Origin of the sequence: Verrucosispora sp. FIM060022, assembly GCF_003977705.1 — a bacterium.
Taxonomy (GTDB): Bacteria; Actinomycetota; Actinomycetes; order Mycobacteriales; family Micromonosporaceae; genus Micromonospora; species Micromonospora gifhornensis.
The window spans coordinates 60,313-74,850 of sequence record NZ_RQIV01000013.1; the positions used below are offsets into that span (position 1 = coordinate 60,313).

At 68.8% G+C, this 14,538-nt stretch carries 14 protein-coding genes, 1 pseudogene and 1 riboswitch; of the genes and pseudogenes, 13 read left to right on the forward strand and 2 right to left on the reverse strand.

Annotated elements, in window-relative coordinates; all coding sequences use genetic code 11:
* Positions 1–35 precede the first annotated feature (35 nt).
* Positions 36–1,658 (reverse strand): type 2 periplasmic-binding domain-containing protein, encoded by a 1,623-nt coding sequence (locus EG812_RS26175; protein WP_013733019.1) that lies wholly within the window; start codon positions 1,656–1,658, stop codon positions 36–38.
* Positions 1,659–1,937: 279 nt separating this feature from the next.
* Between EG812_RS26175 and EG812_RS26180 the strand changes: the two genes are divergently transcribed.
* From EG812_RS26180 to EG812_RS30140, 6 genes and pseudogenes are all read left to right on the forward strand, one after another.
* Positions 1,938–2,933 (forward strand): LacI family DNA-binding transcriptional regulator, encoded by a 996-nt coding sequence (locus EG812_RS26180; RefSeq protein WP_126713122.1) that lies wholly within the window; start codon positions 1,938–1,940, stop codon positions 2,931–2,933.
* A gap of 170 nt (positions 2,934–3,103) precedes the next feature.
* Positions 3,104–3,184, forward strand: a complete 81-nt coding sequence (locus EG812_RS30135) for a hypothetical protein (RefSeq protein WP_353505311.1) — start codon at positions 3,104–3,106, stop codon at positions 3,182–3,184.
* A gap of 38 nt (positions 3,185–3,222) precedes the next feature.
* Entirely contained in the window at positions 3,223–4,749 is a 1,527-nt protein-coding gene (locus EG812_RS29995; protein WP_126713123.1) for an alpha-N-arabinofuranosidase, read from the forward strand.
* Positions 4,664–5,038: a family 43 glycosylhydrolase gene (locus tag EG812_RS30000; protein WP_126713124.1), complete on the forward strand. Its 375-nt coding sequence runs from the start codon at positions 4,664–4,666 to the stop codon at positions 5,036–5,038. The genes EG812_RS29995 and EG812_RS30000 overlap by 86 nt, the downstream gene beginning before the upstream one ends.
* A 13-nt stretch (positions 5,039–5,051) precedes the next feature.
* Positions 5,052–5,831, forward strand: a complete 780-nt coding sequence (locus EG812_RS26195) for a family 43 glycosylhydrolase (RefSeq protein ID WP_199743960.1) — start codon at positions 5,052–5,054, stop codon at positions 5,829–5,831.
* Between the two features lie 12 nt (positions 5,832–5,843).
* A pseudogene (locus EG812_RS30140) lies at positions 5,844–6,245 on the forward strand (beta-xylosidase family glycoside hydrolase); the annotation flags it as partial.
* 74 nt (positions 6,246–6,319) lie between these two features.
* On the opposite strand, the gene EG812_RS26200 reads toward EG812_RS30140, so the two are convergent.
* A complete protein-coding gene (locus EG812_RS26200; RefSeq protein WP_126713126.1) occupies positions 6,320–7,450 on the reverse strand; it encodes a PucR family transcriptional regulator in 1,131 nt (376 codons plus the stop codon).
* Positions 7,451–7,575: 125 nt separating this feature from the next.
* Between EG812_RS26200 and EG812_RS26205 the strand changes: the two genes are divergently transcribed.
* From EG812_RS26205 to EG812_RS26235, 7 genes are all read left to right on the forward strand, one after another.
* Positions 7,576–8,919 (forward strand): flavin-containing monooxygenase, encoded by a 1,344-nt coding sequence (locus tag EG812_RS26205; RefSeq protein ID WP_126713127.1) that lies wholly within the window; start codon positions 7,576–7,578, stop codon positions 8,917–8,919.
* Positions 8,916–9,743, forward strand: coding sequence for an SDR family NAD(P)-dependent oxidoreductase (locus tag EG812_RS26210; protein ID WP_233579639.1), 828 nt, complete (start codon positions 8,916–8,918; stop codon positions 9,741–9,743). The genes EG812_RS26205 and EG812_RS26210 overlap by 4 nt, the downstream gene beginning before the upstream one ends.
* Positions 9,740–11,083, forward strand: coding sequence for an MFS transporter (locus tag EG812_RS26215; protein WP_126713128.1), 1,344 nt, complete (start codon positions 9,740–9,742; stop codon positions 11,081–11,083). Before EG812_RS26210 ends, EG812_RS26215 begins: the two co-directional genes overlap by 4 nt.
* Positions 11,084–11,087: 4 nt before the next feature.
* Entirely contained in the window at positions 11,088–11,417 is a 330-nt protein-coding gene (locus EG812_RS26220) for a hypothetical protein (RefSeq protein WP_126713129.1), read from the forward strand.
* 27 nt (positions 11,418–11,444) lie between these two features.
* Positions 11,445–11,660: riboswitch (cobalamin riboswitch) on the forward strand.
* A 119-nt stretch (positions 11,661–11,779) separates the two neighbouring features.
* Positions 11,780–12,292, forward strand: a complete 513-nt coding sequence (locus EG812_RS26225) for an acyl-CoA thioesterase (RefSeq protein ID WP_013733028.1) — start codon at positions 11,780–11,782, stop codon at positions 12,290–12,292.
* A gap of 45 nt (positions 12,293–12,337) precedes the next feature.
* Positions 12,338–12,919: a LysE family translocator gene (locus EG812_RS26230; protein ID WP_233579641.1), complete on the forward strand. Its 582-nt coding sequence runs from the start codon at positions 12,338–12,340 to the stop codon at positions 12,917–12,919.
* Between the two features lie 470 nt (positions 12,920–13,389).
* Entirely contained in the window at positions 13,390–14,523 is a 1,134-nt protein-coding gene (locus tag EG812_RS26235) for a M48 family metallopeptidase (RefSeq protein ID WP_158632548.1), read from the forward strand.
* Positions 14,524–14,538 lie beyond the last annotated feature (15 nt).

Consider the following 14,538-nt stretch of genomic DNA (forward strand, 5'->3'; position numbering starts at 1 on the left):
GGCGCACGCCCCCCACCACGACTGCTCGCAGACTGTTACCAGTTGGCCAGACGGTCCTTGATGCCAGCGGTGACTGCGTCCTCGTACACCTTGACGTCGATCTTGCGGATGGAGTCGACGTAGGCCTGCCAGTTCTTGTCGAAGTCGGCGGGCGGGCCGGCGATGATCCCCGGCAGCTTCTGCACGCTGGTGTCGGTCAGCTGCTGGTTGACCTGGTTGGCGTCGTCGGAGAGCGTGAGGTTCCACGCCGGGTAGTACTTGGGGTTGTCCGGTGCCTTGTTCACGAAGTCAAGCCAGGTCTTCTTGCCGTACTTCGCCATGAAGTCCTTGTCGTAGTCGCTCAGCGTCGCGTAGAACTCGGCGGGCTGGTCGTCGGGGCTGTAGGCGTTGCCGTCGGAGAACTGGCCGTTGCGCTTGGGCAGCATGTCGAGCAGCGCATCGAGACGGTTGGAGGCACGCCAGGTGAGGTCCTTGTAGTTCTTCCGCTGCTCGTCCGTGCGGGAGAAGACGCCGTCGGCGCCGACCTGGTAGTCCTCGCCAGCGATGCCCCAGGAGAGCGTCTTCTGCCACTCTTCGCTGAGCATGATGTCGAGGAACTTCAGTGCCTTCTTCGGCTGCTTGCTGGAGACCGAGACGCCGAACCCCTGGTTGGTGTTCATGACGGGGCGGTCGGCGTACCAGGGCTTCACCCCGTCGTAGACGGGCATGAGGGGCACGTAGGTGTACTCGTCCTTGCCGGCGCTCTGCAGTGACTGGGTGGCGGTCTGGAAGTTCCAGCCCTGGTCGTGCATGCCGAGGACGGTGCCGGTGGCCAGCTTCGCGGTGTACTGGTCGAACGTCAGGGTGAAGGACTCGGGGTCGACGACACCCGAGTTGTACTGCTGGTTGAGGACCTTGTAGAAGTTCTTCGCGATGTCCTTGTCGGCGAAGATCGACGCGTTGTTGTTGCTGTCGACGACGACGCCACCGTTGTTCGGGAAGCCTGCCAGCTGTGCCGGCGGGTTAGTCATGCCCCACTCACGGCCCGTGGACGCCAGAATTTCGAAGCCGACGGTCGGGGCGCCGGCGGTCTGGGGGTGCTTCGCCTTGTAGTTCGAGATGAGCTGGAAGTAGCGGTCGAGCGTCATGTTGCTGAGGTCCGGGTAGCCGGCGTCCGCGAGCACACGCTTCTGGATCCAGAACGCGGGACCGTAGTAGACGCCGCCCGTGACGTCGCCGTAGAAGCGGTTGTAGTTCGGGAGGATGTACAGGCCCTTGTCCACCTCGTCGCCCGAGTAGCTCATCTTCTTGATGTCGTCCTTGACGTGCTCGGCGAGGTTGGGGTAGTCCCCCTTGGCCAGCATGTCGTCCAGGCGCCGCAGAGCGCCGCCCTGCAGGAGACGCTGCTTCAGGTCGCCGGTGCCGATGAGGTCGGGGAACTCACCGCCGGCGAGCATGACACCGATCTTCTGGTCCTCGTTGTCCGGCGTGACGATCTCGTACTTGAGGGTGACACCGAGCTTGTCCTTGAGCAGCTTGGTGATCTTGTTTTCGGGTGCCGGGGCCTGCTGGGCCGACGTGATCCAGACCGTGAACGTCGTGGGGTCACTGGGGGTCAGCGTTCCCGAGTCGTCTTCGGGGTTGTCGGCAGAGGTGCATCCGACAAGTCCTACCAACACGGCTGCAGCCAGGACAACAATTGACAACTTCGTTCTTGTGGTACGCACCGAGGGCTCTCCCTTGAGAACAGTTCCGGTCGTCCTTGACTGGAATTTGTGGGCATATCGACGCGAGTTGGGGCTTGGCGTCCTCATATCGAGCGGGATTTTAGCGTTAAAGTAAAGAGTCGATCGTGTTGCGTCAAGGCCCGCCCCGGCGGGTGGATGGGTGGCGGGCTTCTCGCCAGACGACGTTGCTGAGCTGGCAGAATGCCGCGATAAGGAGGATATGTGGTAACGATGGCGGACGTCGCCCGTGAGGCGGGCGTCTCGGTCATGACCGTGTCGAACGTCGTCAATGAGCGCCTCCCGGTCAACGAACCGACGCGCGCCCGTGTCATGGCCGCCGTCGAGGCGCTGGGGTACGAGGTCAACCTGACCGCGCGCCACCTGCGCGCGGGACGGACCGACACCGTCGCCTTCATCGTGCCGAGCTTCCACGACTACTTCGGTGAGGTCTCCGACAAGATCGCGCCGCTGATCGAGGCCGAGGGGCGACACCTCGTCCTTGAGCGGACGAGCGGCAGCCCCGAGCATGAGATGGCGGCGCTGAGCGTCGCGCGACTCCAGCTCTACGACGGCGTCCTGCTGTCCGTCGTCGGACTCGACCGCGACCAGCTGGACCGCGTGCGTACCGCCAAGCCCATCGTGCTGCTCGGCGAGCGTGACGTGCCCGACCGTTTCAACCACGTGCGGCTGGCGAACGAAGAGGGCGCCCGCCTCGCGACGGCGCACATGATCGAGCACGGCTCGCGGCGCATCGTTGGGTTGGGCTGCACGTTCGACACCGCGCACATGATGACGTCGGACCGCCGCATTGGCTGGGAGCGCGCACATCGCGATGCCGGCCTCGATGTCGACGCACGCTATGTGGTGCCCATCTCCACGTTCACGTCGGCGGCCGGACGTGATGCCCTGCTCGATGTGATCGCGTCCGGTCTGCCCTTCGACGGCGTCTTCGCCGTCACCGACGTCGTCGCGCTCGGCGCGGTCGCGGCCCTGGCAGAGAGCGGGCTCCGGGTGCCCACCGACGTCCAGCTCGCCGGGTTCGACAACCTCGACATGTCAAGCTTCGTCCCGCCCGGCCTCACCTCCGTCGACGCGAACCATGAAGGTGTCGCTGAGACCGCGGTGGGTCTGCTGCACCGGCAGATGGCGGGCTGGACCGGCCCGGCCGAGCACGTCGTCGCGCCCGTCCGTCTCGTGGTACGTGGCTCCACCCGCGGTGGGGCTTAGGGCCGTGCAACCACCCGCGCCGTTTAGCCCGTTTCGGTCGAAGAAAACATGTCGAGCACCTATGGGCGCACGTCCGCCTTGCGCGCCTGTCCCCGCATCCCCGATCACCGGGACGCGGCACCGGCCTCTACGACCCCGACACCGCCACCGAGCTCGTCGACGAGCACACGGTGACAGCGATCCCGTTCTCGACCTGGGGCAACCGCGCCCCCGGCCCGATGCGGGTCTGGCTTCCGCGAGCTCCTCGCTGAGGCATGCAATGACGGAACACGCAACTGATGGGGAGACAATGACGACGACCACGACCGCAGTGATCGACCTCGACCTGCCCGGCGCCACGATCAGCCGGCACGTGTACGGGCACTTCGCCGAGCACCTGGGGCGGTGCATCTACGGCGGGTTCTGGGTGGGTGAGGACTCGCCGGTCGCGAACGTGCGGGGCATCCGCTCGGACGTGGTCGAGGCGTTGCGGGCGATCTCGATCCCGAACCTGCGTTGGCCGGGCGGCTGCTTCGCCGACGACTACCACTGGCGTGACGGCATCGGCCCGCGCGAGAGCCGCCCGCGGATGGTCAACTCGCACTGGGGCGACGTGGTGGAGGACAACGCGTTCGGCACGCACGAGTTCATGGACCTGTGCGAGCTGCTCGGTGCCGACCCGTACGTGTCGGGGAACGTGGGGTCCGGGTCGGTGGCGGAGATGTCGGACTGGGTGGAGTACCTGACCCGGGCGGACGACTCACCGATGGCGGCGCTGCGGCGGGCGAACGGGCGCGAGAAGCCGTGGCGGGTGCCGTTCTGGGGCCTGGGCAACGAGGCGTGGGGCTGCGGCGGCAACCTGCGCGCCGAGCAGTTCGCGTCTCTGGCCCGGCAGTACGCCACCTACTGCCGCAACCACGGCGGCAACCTGCTGTACCGGATCGCGGCGGGCGCGAACGAGGCCGACCTGCACTGGACCGAGACGCTCATGCGCTCGTTCGACGACCTGGCGGCGGACCCGGCCGGGTCGGCGGGCCCGTTCCAGGCCGTGTCGCTGCACTATTACACGATGGCCGGGTCGTGGTCGGACAAGGGCGACGCCACCGGGTTCAGCACCGACGAGTGGTACGCGACCATGGCCCGCGCCCGGCGCATGGAGGAGCTGCTCACCCGGCACTCCACGGTCATGGACCGCTACGACCCGCACCGCAAGGTCGGCCTGGTCGTGGACGAGTGGGGCACGTGGTGGAACGTGGAGAAGGGCACCAACCCCGGGTTCCTGTACCAGCAGAACACGCTGCGCGACGCCCTGGTCGCCTCCGTGCACCTCGACGCGTTCCACCGGCACGCCGAGCGGGTGGTCATGGCGAACATCGCCCAGACCGTCAACGTGCTGCAGGCCATGATCCTCACCGACCCCGACACGGGGGCGCTCGTGCTCACCCCGACGTACCACGTCTTCGCTATGAACACCGGCCACCACGATGCCGCCGCCCTCGCGGTTCACCTGCGCGACGTCGAGACTCGCGCCGTCGACGCGACCGAGCTGCCGCTGGTCTCGGCGTCCGCGTCGGTCAAGGGCGACACCGCCCTGGTCTCGCTGTCCAACCTCGACGCCGAGACGGACCGCACCCTCGTCCTGGACCTGCGCGGCCGCGACGTCGTCGGGCACACCGCGCGGGTGCTGACCGCCACCGCGCTCGACGCGCACAACACCCCCGAGCAGCTCGACGCCGTCGCCCCCACCGACCATGCCGGCGTGGGCCCCCACCCCCGGGGGCTCGAGGTCGACCTGCCCGCCCACTCCTACGTCACCGTGGCGCTCGAGCTGCGCTGATGGACCGACCGAACGTGAACATCCGCGACGGCGGGGCGGGGCAGACTTCACCAACCCTGTCATCTTCGCGGACGTGCCCGACCCGGACGTCGTCTTCGACGGCCGGTACTACTACATGGTCAGCACGACGATGTACTTCGCGCCGAGCGTCCCGATCATGCGCTCGAGCAACCTGGTGCACTGGTCCATCGCCGGGTACGCTGCGGCGATCCTCGACGACGCGGACGCGCTGGCGCTGCGCAACGGCCAAGACGCGTACGGCCAGGGCAGCGAGCATCAGGTTCCATGACGGGACCTACTACGTGTCGGTCGGCAGCCTCACCACGCAGCAGACGTACGTCTACTCGACTCCCAACATCGAGCGCGGGCCGCGCAGCAGGTCGGTGCTCGACGGGTACGCCCACGATCAGTCGCTGCTGTTCGACGGCGACGACGTCTGGCTTGTCTACGGTGGCGGGTCGATCGACCTGCGCAGGCTGCGGCGGCACGACGACGGGACCCTCGGGTGGGACGGCCCGGCGACGCGGCTCGTCGAGGACGCCAACGTCGACCAGACCAGCGGTCTGCACGCCGAGGGCGCTCACGCGTACAAGATCGGGGACTACTACTACGTCTTCATGATCGAGTGGCCGTCGGGTGGCGTCCGCCAGGAGGTGCTGTGGCGGTCGCCGTCCCTCACGCCGCAGTCGGCGGGCGGCGCGTGGGAGGGCCGGGTCGTGCTGAGCCAGGGCGTGACGGTCGGGGGCCGGCCCGGAACCGGCGTGGCCCAGGGCGGAGTCGTCCAGACGTACGACGGGCAGTGGTACGCCATGCTGTTCCAGGACGAGGGCCCGCTGGGTCGTTCGCCTCAGCTCGTTGGCGTGACCTGGGACGACGACAGGTGGCCGGATTTTCACTCTCAATCCGCAAGCGCCCGCGGCGGCGCACGGACGGCCGGCGACGGGGCCGCCGTCGTTGCCTCGGACGACGTCGACAACCTCCGTGAGCGCGCGGGCTACTGGAACACCACCAACGCGGATTTTCTGACAGAGTCGGCCGAGAACGCATGGAACGGGTCGAACCTGGGGCCGCAGTGGCAGTGAAACCACAACCCGGACAACCGGTTCTGGTCGCTCACCGACCGGCCCGGACACCTGCGGCTGGCCACGGGCAGCGTCGCGTCGAGCATCCTCGATGCGCGTAACACGCTCACCCAACGCACGCTCGGACCCACGAGCTCCGGCACCATCTCGCTGGACGTCTCGCACATGAAGGACGGGAACGTCGCAGGCACCTCCGCCTACCAGCGCACGTACGGATACATCGCCGTGACGATGGAGGGCGGAACCAGGAGCCTGGTGATGCGCCGGGCAGGCGGCGACGGCGTCATCGCCTTCACCAGCGCACCGGTCCCGCTGCGGGCGGACGTCGTCTACCTGCGCGCGGACGTCGACTTCCGGGATGCCGTCGATACGGCGTCGTTCGCGTACTCGTACGACGGCAGCAACTGGACGTCTGGGCGACACCGTGCCGATGCGGTACGACCTCGCAGTGGGACAACCGCCTGGACAACACGTCGTACGGTGCGAGATCAGGTCGCGTCGCGCAGCCAGGTTCGGCAAAGCCACCAGGCGGTCATGGCACCGAAGGTGCCCGCCGGGTCGATGCCGGTGACGGCGGCGAAGCGTCGGACCCGATTGCGAACCGTGTTGGGGTGCACGAAAAGGTTCGCCCCGGCGAGGTCGACATCGCGGTCGCTCTCCAGCCAGGCGAGCACGGCGTGCGCCACCGATTCGGCAGTCGGTCCGAGTGCCGCCCAAGCGGGCGCGTACCGGTCGAGCAGCACCGTTGCCAGGTCTGCCCGCTCGGTCAACGCCGCCAGCCAGGCCACATCGGCAATGTGGATCAGTCCGGTGCGGCCGGTGGACTCGGCGGCGGTCAGGGCCGCGGTGGCGAGCCGCCGCACCGGCGCGAGTTTCTCCGGTTCGGCCGGACCGGCGAGCCCGGCCACGGCCCCGATCCCCTCCAGGCGGGTGGACGGAGCCCGGGACAGAACTCCGACCATCAGGTCGTCCACGGTTGCGCACAGCACCGGCGGGTGCTCGCGTACGGCTCGTTCGATGCCGGCGGCGGTTTCCCCGGGCCGGGCGACGAGCACCCACAGCCCGTCGGTGACCGGAAGGCCGGCCTCGGCGGCTGCCAGCGTGGCCGCCGAACCACCCTGGAGCAGCCGCCGCAGCAGTGCCGTGTCCCGGCGCCCGGGAAGCGGATCCGTGCTGGCTCCGGTAGCCCGATGCGCGCTGATCAGCCGGGCCCGGACGGCCTCGGCCCAGTCGTCGTAAAGGTCCCGGACGTCCAGCAGTTGCTCGGCGCTGACGCCTTGGTCCCGGGCGAGTTCCCGGGCCCGGGCCCAGATCGCGCGCTCGGCGAAGTGGATCGCGCCCAGCACTGATTCGATCGGCACGCCCTGCCGGGCACGGGTGACACCGAGGTCCGCGACGAACGACAGCTCAGCTTCGGTGGGGCCGCGCCGTGCGGCCAAGGCGCGGGTTGCGGCCACCAGCAGAGCGCGGGTGTGTCCGGCGATGTCGGAGGTGGGCAGTGCGGAGACCTCCCGCACGGTGGTACGAACTCCGGCGACCACCGACGGCAGCAGTTCGTCATCGCCCACGACGCGTTCGATCAGGTCCACCATCGTCGTCCAGCCGTCCGGATGCGTCATCCTGTCATGCTCCCCGCCGTTGTGGTGCGCTACAACAAGAACCCGAAACTGCGTGCTCCACGCCATGTATTCGCCCTGTGCCAGGCCCTACGGTTTGGCGGAAGCTACAACCGTCGAGGAGCACCGTGGCCGTTTCTTCGAGTCGGGTGGCGGTGATCGGTGCGGGAGCAGCCGGTCTCGCCACGGTGAAGGCGCTGCTCGACGCCGGTTGTGCGGTGGTGGCGTACGAGAAGGGTGACCGGCCCGGTGGCCTGTGGGTCAGGGACAACAGCAGCGGCTTGTCTGCGGCGTACGCCTCCCTGCACTTGAACACCAGCAAACGGCGCACCGAGTTCGCGGATTTTCCGATGCCCGCGGACTGGCCCGACTATCCGTCGGCCAGTCGCGTCGCCAGTTACCTGGCCGACTATGCGCAGTCGTTCGGGCTCATTCCGCACATCCGGTTCGGGAGCACGGTCACCCGCGTCGAGCGTGACCGGCTCTGGGCGGTGACGACCGAGTCCGGTGACACCGAGCGGTACGACGCCGTGGTGGTCGCGAACGGCCACAACTGGGATCCGCGCTACCCGGATCCGGCTTATCCGGGGACGTTCCACGGTATCCAGATGCACGCCCACGACTACCGCACTCCGGAGGTCTTCCGGGATCGGCGGGTGCTGATCGTCGGCATGGGCAACTCGGCCATGGACATCGCGGTGGACGCCTCGCACGTCGCTCGAGGGCCGGTCCTGCTCTCCGCCCGGCGCGGCGTCCACATCGTTCCCAAGTACCTGTTCGGCCGCCCGGCCGACGCGACCGGCGGTGCCCTCGCCGCCCTGCCGTGGCGGCTGCGGCAGCGTATCGCCGAGACCCTGTTGCGGCTCGCCGTCGGGACCCCGCAGAGGTACGGCTTACCCGCCCCGGCCGGTGGCCTGTTCCAGAACCATCCGACGATCAGCGACACGATCCTGCACCGGCTCACCCACGGTGAGGTGACCCCACGTCCCGGCATCGAACGGCTGGACGGGGAACGGGTGATGTTCACCGACGGCAGCGTCGACCCGGTCGACGTGATCGTCTGGGCCACCGGGTACCGGGTGAGTATCCCGTTCCTGTCCCCGCAATGGCTGGGCCCCGACCCCGAACAGCTGCCGCTGTACCAGCGGGTCTTCCATCTCGACGACCCCAGCCTGGCATTCGTCGGCCTGATGCAGTCCACCGGTGCCGCTCTGCCGGTCGTGGAGGTCCAGGCCAAACTGGTCGCCGCGTATCTGTCCGGCGGCTATGCCCTGCCCGGCATCGACGAACAGCAGCACGCCGTGCAGCGAGCCTTGCGCGCCGCCATCGAGCGGTGGGGCGCGAACGCGCGGCCGCACATGCGTATCGATTTCGACAGGTACGTCGCCGACCTGCCCCGGGAGATCGCGGCTGGCCGCAATCGCATCGCCCGGGGCGGACGCACCTTCACCGCCGAGGAGAGTGTGGTTTGAGCGCCCGAGACCCCCGCGGATTGCGTGTCCTCGTCACCGGTGCCTCCGGCACGTTCGGCCGGGCCATCTGTGCCCGGCTGGACGAACTCGGGGCCCAGGTCGTCGGGTTGGACCTGGCCCCCCGTGCCGATGACCCGGTCCGGGTCCTGGCCTGCGACATCACCGACGACGACGCGGTGCCGGCGGTGGTACGCGAAGCAATTGACCACCTCGGTGGACTCGACCTGCTGATCAACAACGCCGGGATCGGTGGGCCCGCCCCGGCCGAACTGGCGCCGGGCACGGAAGTACGCCGCCAGCTCGACATCAACCTGCTGGGCACCTGGCGGGTCACCGCCGCATGCGTGGACGCACTGGTCGCCTCTGGTGGCCGGATAGTCATGCTCAGCTCGCGGATGGCCGTCATGCAGTTGCCGCTGGCCGCTGCGTACGGCGCCTCCAAGCGCGCCCTGGTCGCGTACGCGGACGCGCTGCGTCTGGAGCTCGGCACCCATGTCGGCGTCACCTGCGTGTACCCGTCGGCGGTACGAAGCCCGATCCACGACTCGACGGCCGCGGCCGGGCTCTCGCTGGAGGGCATGAGCCAGTACGAGCCGCTGGACGGGGTGGTCCGGACCGTGCTGCGCGCCGCGCTCAGTCGCCGTCCTCGCCGTGATCTACCCACCACCCGGCGGGGCGCGGTCGAGTTCTTCCTGGCCCGTCACCTGCCCGCGCTGACCGATCGGATCGTGGCGCGCACCCTCGCCGGCCGGGTCCGCTCCGGCGCGTTGCAGGGCGCCGAACTGGCCGCGGGCGTGGTCGCACGCCACGAGGCGACCCGATGACGGCGCTGCGCGGGGCGGCGGGCGAGGTGCGGACCAGGGCAGGTGACCTGACCGCGTACGCCACCGGTTCGGTCGGGATGGGCGTCTGGGTGACCGTTCCCGGCCTGCTGTTGCTCTATTTCCTCACCAATACGCTCGGTGTCTCGCCGTTCCTGGCCGGTCTCACCCTGCTGCTGCCGAAGATCATCGACATCATCGTGCACCCGATGCTGGGCAGCCGATCCGACCGGGAAGCGCGCAGCAGCGGACACCGGCTCGGCATGCTGCGGGTCGGTCTGCTGCTTCCGGTGGCCATGGTGGCGATGTTCTCGGTGCCCGCCGGTTTCTCCGGCGCATCGGCGGCGCTCTGGGTGGGCGGCTGGTTCATCGCCGGCAACCTGCTCTTCGCGTGTTTCCAGGTGCCCTACCTGACCACCCCGTCCGATCTTCGAGTCGGGTACCACGAGCGCACCCGGGTGTTCATGTTCCGGATGCTTTTCCTCACCCTCGGGTTGCTTGGTGCCGGTGTGGCTGCACCGGCGCTGGTGGAGTCGGGACGGCGCGGCGACTACGGCTGGATGGCCCTGCTGCTCTCCGGCGTCATGGTGATCTCCGGGCTGGTCGCACTGACCGGGGTACGGCGTCTCACCGCCCACGCCGGTTTCCGGATGCCCGATCAGCAGGCGGCCCACTCGACCATCGGTGACATCGCGGTCGCCTGGCGGGACCCCGACTTCCGCGCGCTGGTGCTGTCCTACCTGTTCACCGGCACCACTACTCACCTGTTCCTCGCAGCGCTGCCGTTCTACACCAGGTACGTCTTCGACAACTCTGGGCTGACCGCCGTGTTCATGGGGGCGTTCCTCGGTCCAGCGGTCATCGCCGGTCCGGTGTGGATGCAGGTGTCCCGGCGCATCGGCAAGCAGCGTGGCCTGCTGATCTGCCAGGCGGTCTTCGTGGCCGGTTCGCTGGCGCCGCTGCTCGGCTACGGCACCGGGCCGGCTGTCGCGGTGGTCGGCGTCCTGGGCATCGCGTTCGCCGGGCTGCAGCTGTTCGCGTTCTCGATGGTCCCGGATGCGGTCGCGGCCGCCGAGCAGCGCGGCACCGTCCGGGCTGGCGCCTACACCGGTGTCTGGACTGCCACCGAAGCCACCGGCACCGCAATCGGCCCGTACGTGTACTCGGCCGTGCTCGCCCTGGGCGGCTTCATCTCCACCACCGAGGGGCAGACCGTGACGCAGCCGGAGTCCGCCCACACCGCCCTGTTGATCGGCTTCACCGTGGTCCCGGCGGTGCTGATGGCTGCGGCGCTGACATTCCAAGTGCGCTGGAAGCTGGATCGGACACGCCACACCGGTTGATTACGTGCTCAGGCCGGCACCGATCGCCGAGCGAAAGCTCGCATGGCCAGCGTCCCGAGCATCGGGCGGGGGAGCCAGCAGCCAGAATGCCCAACGCCAGCCGACGGCGTCGGCCAGGAATGCCGCGACGGCGGCGGGTGGGGCGGCGAAGCGCAGCGGTGAACTCAGACAGCAGCCACCGCTGACCTTCGGGGCGGCGAACGCGGCCCTGGCGGCCGGGCCCATCACCCACGCGCAACGGCAGATCGCCGAGACCGCAGATACCGGGGTGTTCGTCATCGTCGGCCCCACCAACCATCAGGACAACGAGACGGCGGTCACCAACGACACCTGACACGCCAGCACCGCCTGGTGGACTGAGTACGATGGTCGCGGCGCTGGTTCGCCCGACCTCGACAGGACGGGCGTCGTAAGAGGGAACCCGGTGAGAGTCCGGGACTGCCCCGCAGCGGTGAGTGGGAACGACCGCCGTCAACAGCACTGGGCGCACCTGCCTGGGAAGCGATGGCCAGTAGGAGACCGGTACTGCCCGGTCACGCCCGCGAGTCCGAAGACCTGCCCGCGCCGCGTACACGACGTGTGTGCGCTGCCGTCGACCTCGCGGGTGGGTCGAGCGGGTGACACGCCACGGTCCGGCGTGTCCTCGACGTGCACCCAGCCGAGTCGGCGGTGTGCTTCCCGAGGACGGACCACGCAATGCACGACACCACTACGCTCGCCGGTCGGCCATCATCGGCATCGCACCTGACCCTGTCGCAGATCATGGACCAGCACCACACCAACCTGATGGGCACAGTTCACGGAGGCCGAATCCTCAACCTCATCGACTCCGTAGCCGGGGTGGTTGCCGCCCGGCATTCCGACGGGCCGGCGGTCACCGCCGCCATCGACGAGACGGCCTTTCTCCGCGCGGTACGGGTCGGCGATGTGGTCCACGTCGACGCCCGGATCACCTGGGCCGGACGCAGTTCCATGGAGGTGGCCGTCAAGGTGACCGCAGACCGGTGGGACCGGGCCGTGCCCCCCACCGACGTGGCCACCGCCCACCTGGTCATGGTGGCGATCGACGACGACGGACATCCTCGCGCCGTCCCGCCGTTGCTACCCGAGACCGACGGGGATCGGCGACGCTACCGCGAGGCACAGATCCGCCGCGAACACCGACTCGCGCTACGCCGCGCTCTGCTCGACGGTGCCGAGGAGGGCTGAGCCTTGCTCGGACTGTCAGTAACGACCCTCGTGGGCTACCTTGCCGTGATCGCCGTTCTCATGATCACACCCGGTCCCGACATGATGTTCGTCCTCACCAATGCCACCCGCTACGGCGCCCGATCCGGCGTCATCGCTGCACTCGGCGTCGCCGCGGGAGAAACCATCCACGTCGCGGCGGTGGTCTGCGGCCTGGCCGCGGTGATCACCGCATCGCCGGTGCTGTTCACCGCCATCCGCTGGGCCGGCGCCGTGTATCTGGTCATCCTCGGAATCCGAGCCGTACGCCACAGCGGCACCGCCAACCACAGCCACCCCGAGCGCGGCGCAACGCCTCGCCAGGCATTTCTGCGCGGGTTGGTAACCAACCTGCTCAACCCGAAGATGATCATGTTCAGCGTGGCATTTCTGCCCCAGTTCGTCGATCCAGCTGCCGGCGACCCCACCGCCCAGCTCATCCTGCTCGGTGCTCTGTTCGTCGCCGTACAGCTCACAGTTGACGTCACCCTCGGCGCGGGCGTCGGACGCCTGGCGCATCGATTGACCGACGGACTCTGGTCACGGCGCATCAACCGACTCTGCGCGTTCGCCTTCGTCGCGCTTGGCGTTCGCCTCGCACTGGGCTAGGCCGTGTTTCGTAGGGCGCGGAGCCATTGGTTGATGGCGGCGATGGTGAGGGTGGCTTCGTAGCGCACGGCGAGTCGTAGCGGGTGGCCTTGACAAACCACACTCACAGATTGCTGTCTTACCTGGAGCCTCGCCCTCATCGATCAGCAGCCCCGGCCTACCTGCGCTGACCTGCAAGATCAGGTTGGAAAAGGCTCAGTGACGGGCCTTCCTCAGGTAGGCGGTCCGATGGCGCCCGGCGGCGCCCGAGCCGGACCATGCACTGCTGTCACTTCGATCTAGACTCCACCCTCGTGCCGACGAAGACGACGCTGAGCAGATGTCCGGCCTGTGCCCACGACCTGGTCCTGCTGGAGGCGGGGACGCCCTCGTGGTGCCCTGCCTGTCAGTGGAACCTGGACGTGTACGACCCCGCCCTGGCCCCGTGGCGCGGCACCAGGATGATCGGTCGGTGGGGGTTCCGGCGAGGGTTGGAGATCGACCGGGCGACGCATGAGCAGGTGCTGGCCGACCCGGAGGCCCGCCCGGATGGGACGTCGTCGGGGGAGGTCTGGCTGTCGGTGGTCTCCGTGCTGCTGGCCCTGCTGGGGGTGGCGGCGGTGGGCTACCTCGCCTGGCTCGTCGTGGCCAGCGACCTGCCGCAGGGGGTCAGGCTGGCCCTGGCGATCCCGGCTGTGCTCGTCCTGCTGCTGGTCAAGCCGTCGTTCGGGCGGGTGCCCAGGTATGGCGTGATCACTGAGCGCGAGGCCCCGCAGTTGCACCGGCTGGTGCGGGAAGTCGCTGATGCCGCCGGAACACCGGTTCCCGACGTGATCTGTGCAGATCTGAGTCTCAACGCCGGTGTCGCGCGGCTGGGTTGGCGTCAGCGGTCGGTGCTCGTCATCGGGATTCCCCTGTGGGTGATGCTGCCGCGGCCGGCCCGGGTTTCGCTGCTGGCCCACGAACTGGGGCACCTGGCCAACGGCGATCCGCTTCGGGTGCGGAGGACCCTGCTGGCGAGGACGTTCGGCGCCCGGGCGGTAGTGGCCACCGGTGGGCGGAACCCCTGGCGGCGTGCCGTTCACGCGGCTGACTCGCTGGCCGAGCAGGGGTCGGGGCCGGTTGTGCTCCTCGGGATGATCGTCCATGGAATCGTCGCTCTCGCCAATGTCGCTGGCGCGACCGCGCAGTTGCTCGTCGACAGCGTGGCGATGCCCGACAGCCGCCGCGCCGAATACCGGGCGGATCTGGTCGCCCGCCGGGTCGCCGGCAGCGCGGCCTTCCTCCGATCCTCCGAGACGGTCCTGCTCGCTGGCCGGATCTGGCAGGACTTGTGGCACCTGGCGCCGCGTATCGACGGCGAGCAGTTGGAGGCGGCGGCTGCTGAAGCCCGGGAAAGCCTGGCTGCTCGTCTGCCGCTGGCTCGTCAGCTCAGCCGGCGGACCACCGACCTGTGGAGTTCCCACCCGGGCGAAGACCAGCGGATGCGGCTGATCGAGGCCCTGCCTGCTGTCGACGGAGCTCTCTGTGTTGACACCAGGCGCTGGGCCGATATCGACACCGAGCTCGCGCCATGGCGCCGCGCCGCACACAACGTCCTCCTCGGAACCCGGGACCGGTTCTGAGAGGTTGCCGGTGAG

Excerpts from the sequence above, each read along its gene's own strand:
- EG812_RS29995 (WP_126713123.1), top strand. The coding sequence starts at position 3,223 with ATGACGACGACCACGACCGCAGTGATCGACCTCGACCTGCCCGGCGCC.
- EG812_RS26225 (WP_013733028.1), top strand. The coding sequence starts at position 11,780 with ATGCACGACACCACTACGCTCGCCGGTCGGCCATCATCGGCATCGCAC.
- EG812_RS26215 (WP_126713128.1), top strand. The coding sequence starts at position 9,740 with ATGACGGCGCTGCGCGGGGCGGCGGGCGAGGTGCGGACCAGGGCAGGT.
- EG812_RS26200 (WP_126713126.1), bottom strand. The coding sequence starts at position 7,450 with ATGACGCATCCGGACGGCTGGACGACGATGGTGGACCTGATCGAACGC.
- EG812_RS30000 (WP_126713124.1), top strand. The coding sequence starts at position 4,664 with ATGCCGGCGTGGGCCCCCACCCCCGGGGGCTCGAGGTCGACCTGCCCG.
- EG812_RS26180 (WP_126713122.1), top strand. The coding sequence starts at position 1,938 with ATGGCGGACGTCGCCCGTGAGGCGGGCGTCTCGGTCATGACCGTGTCG.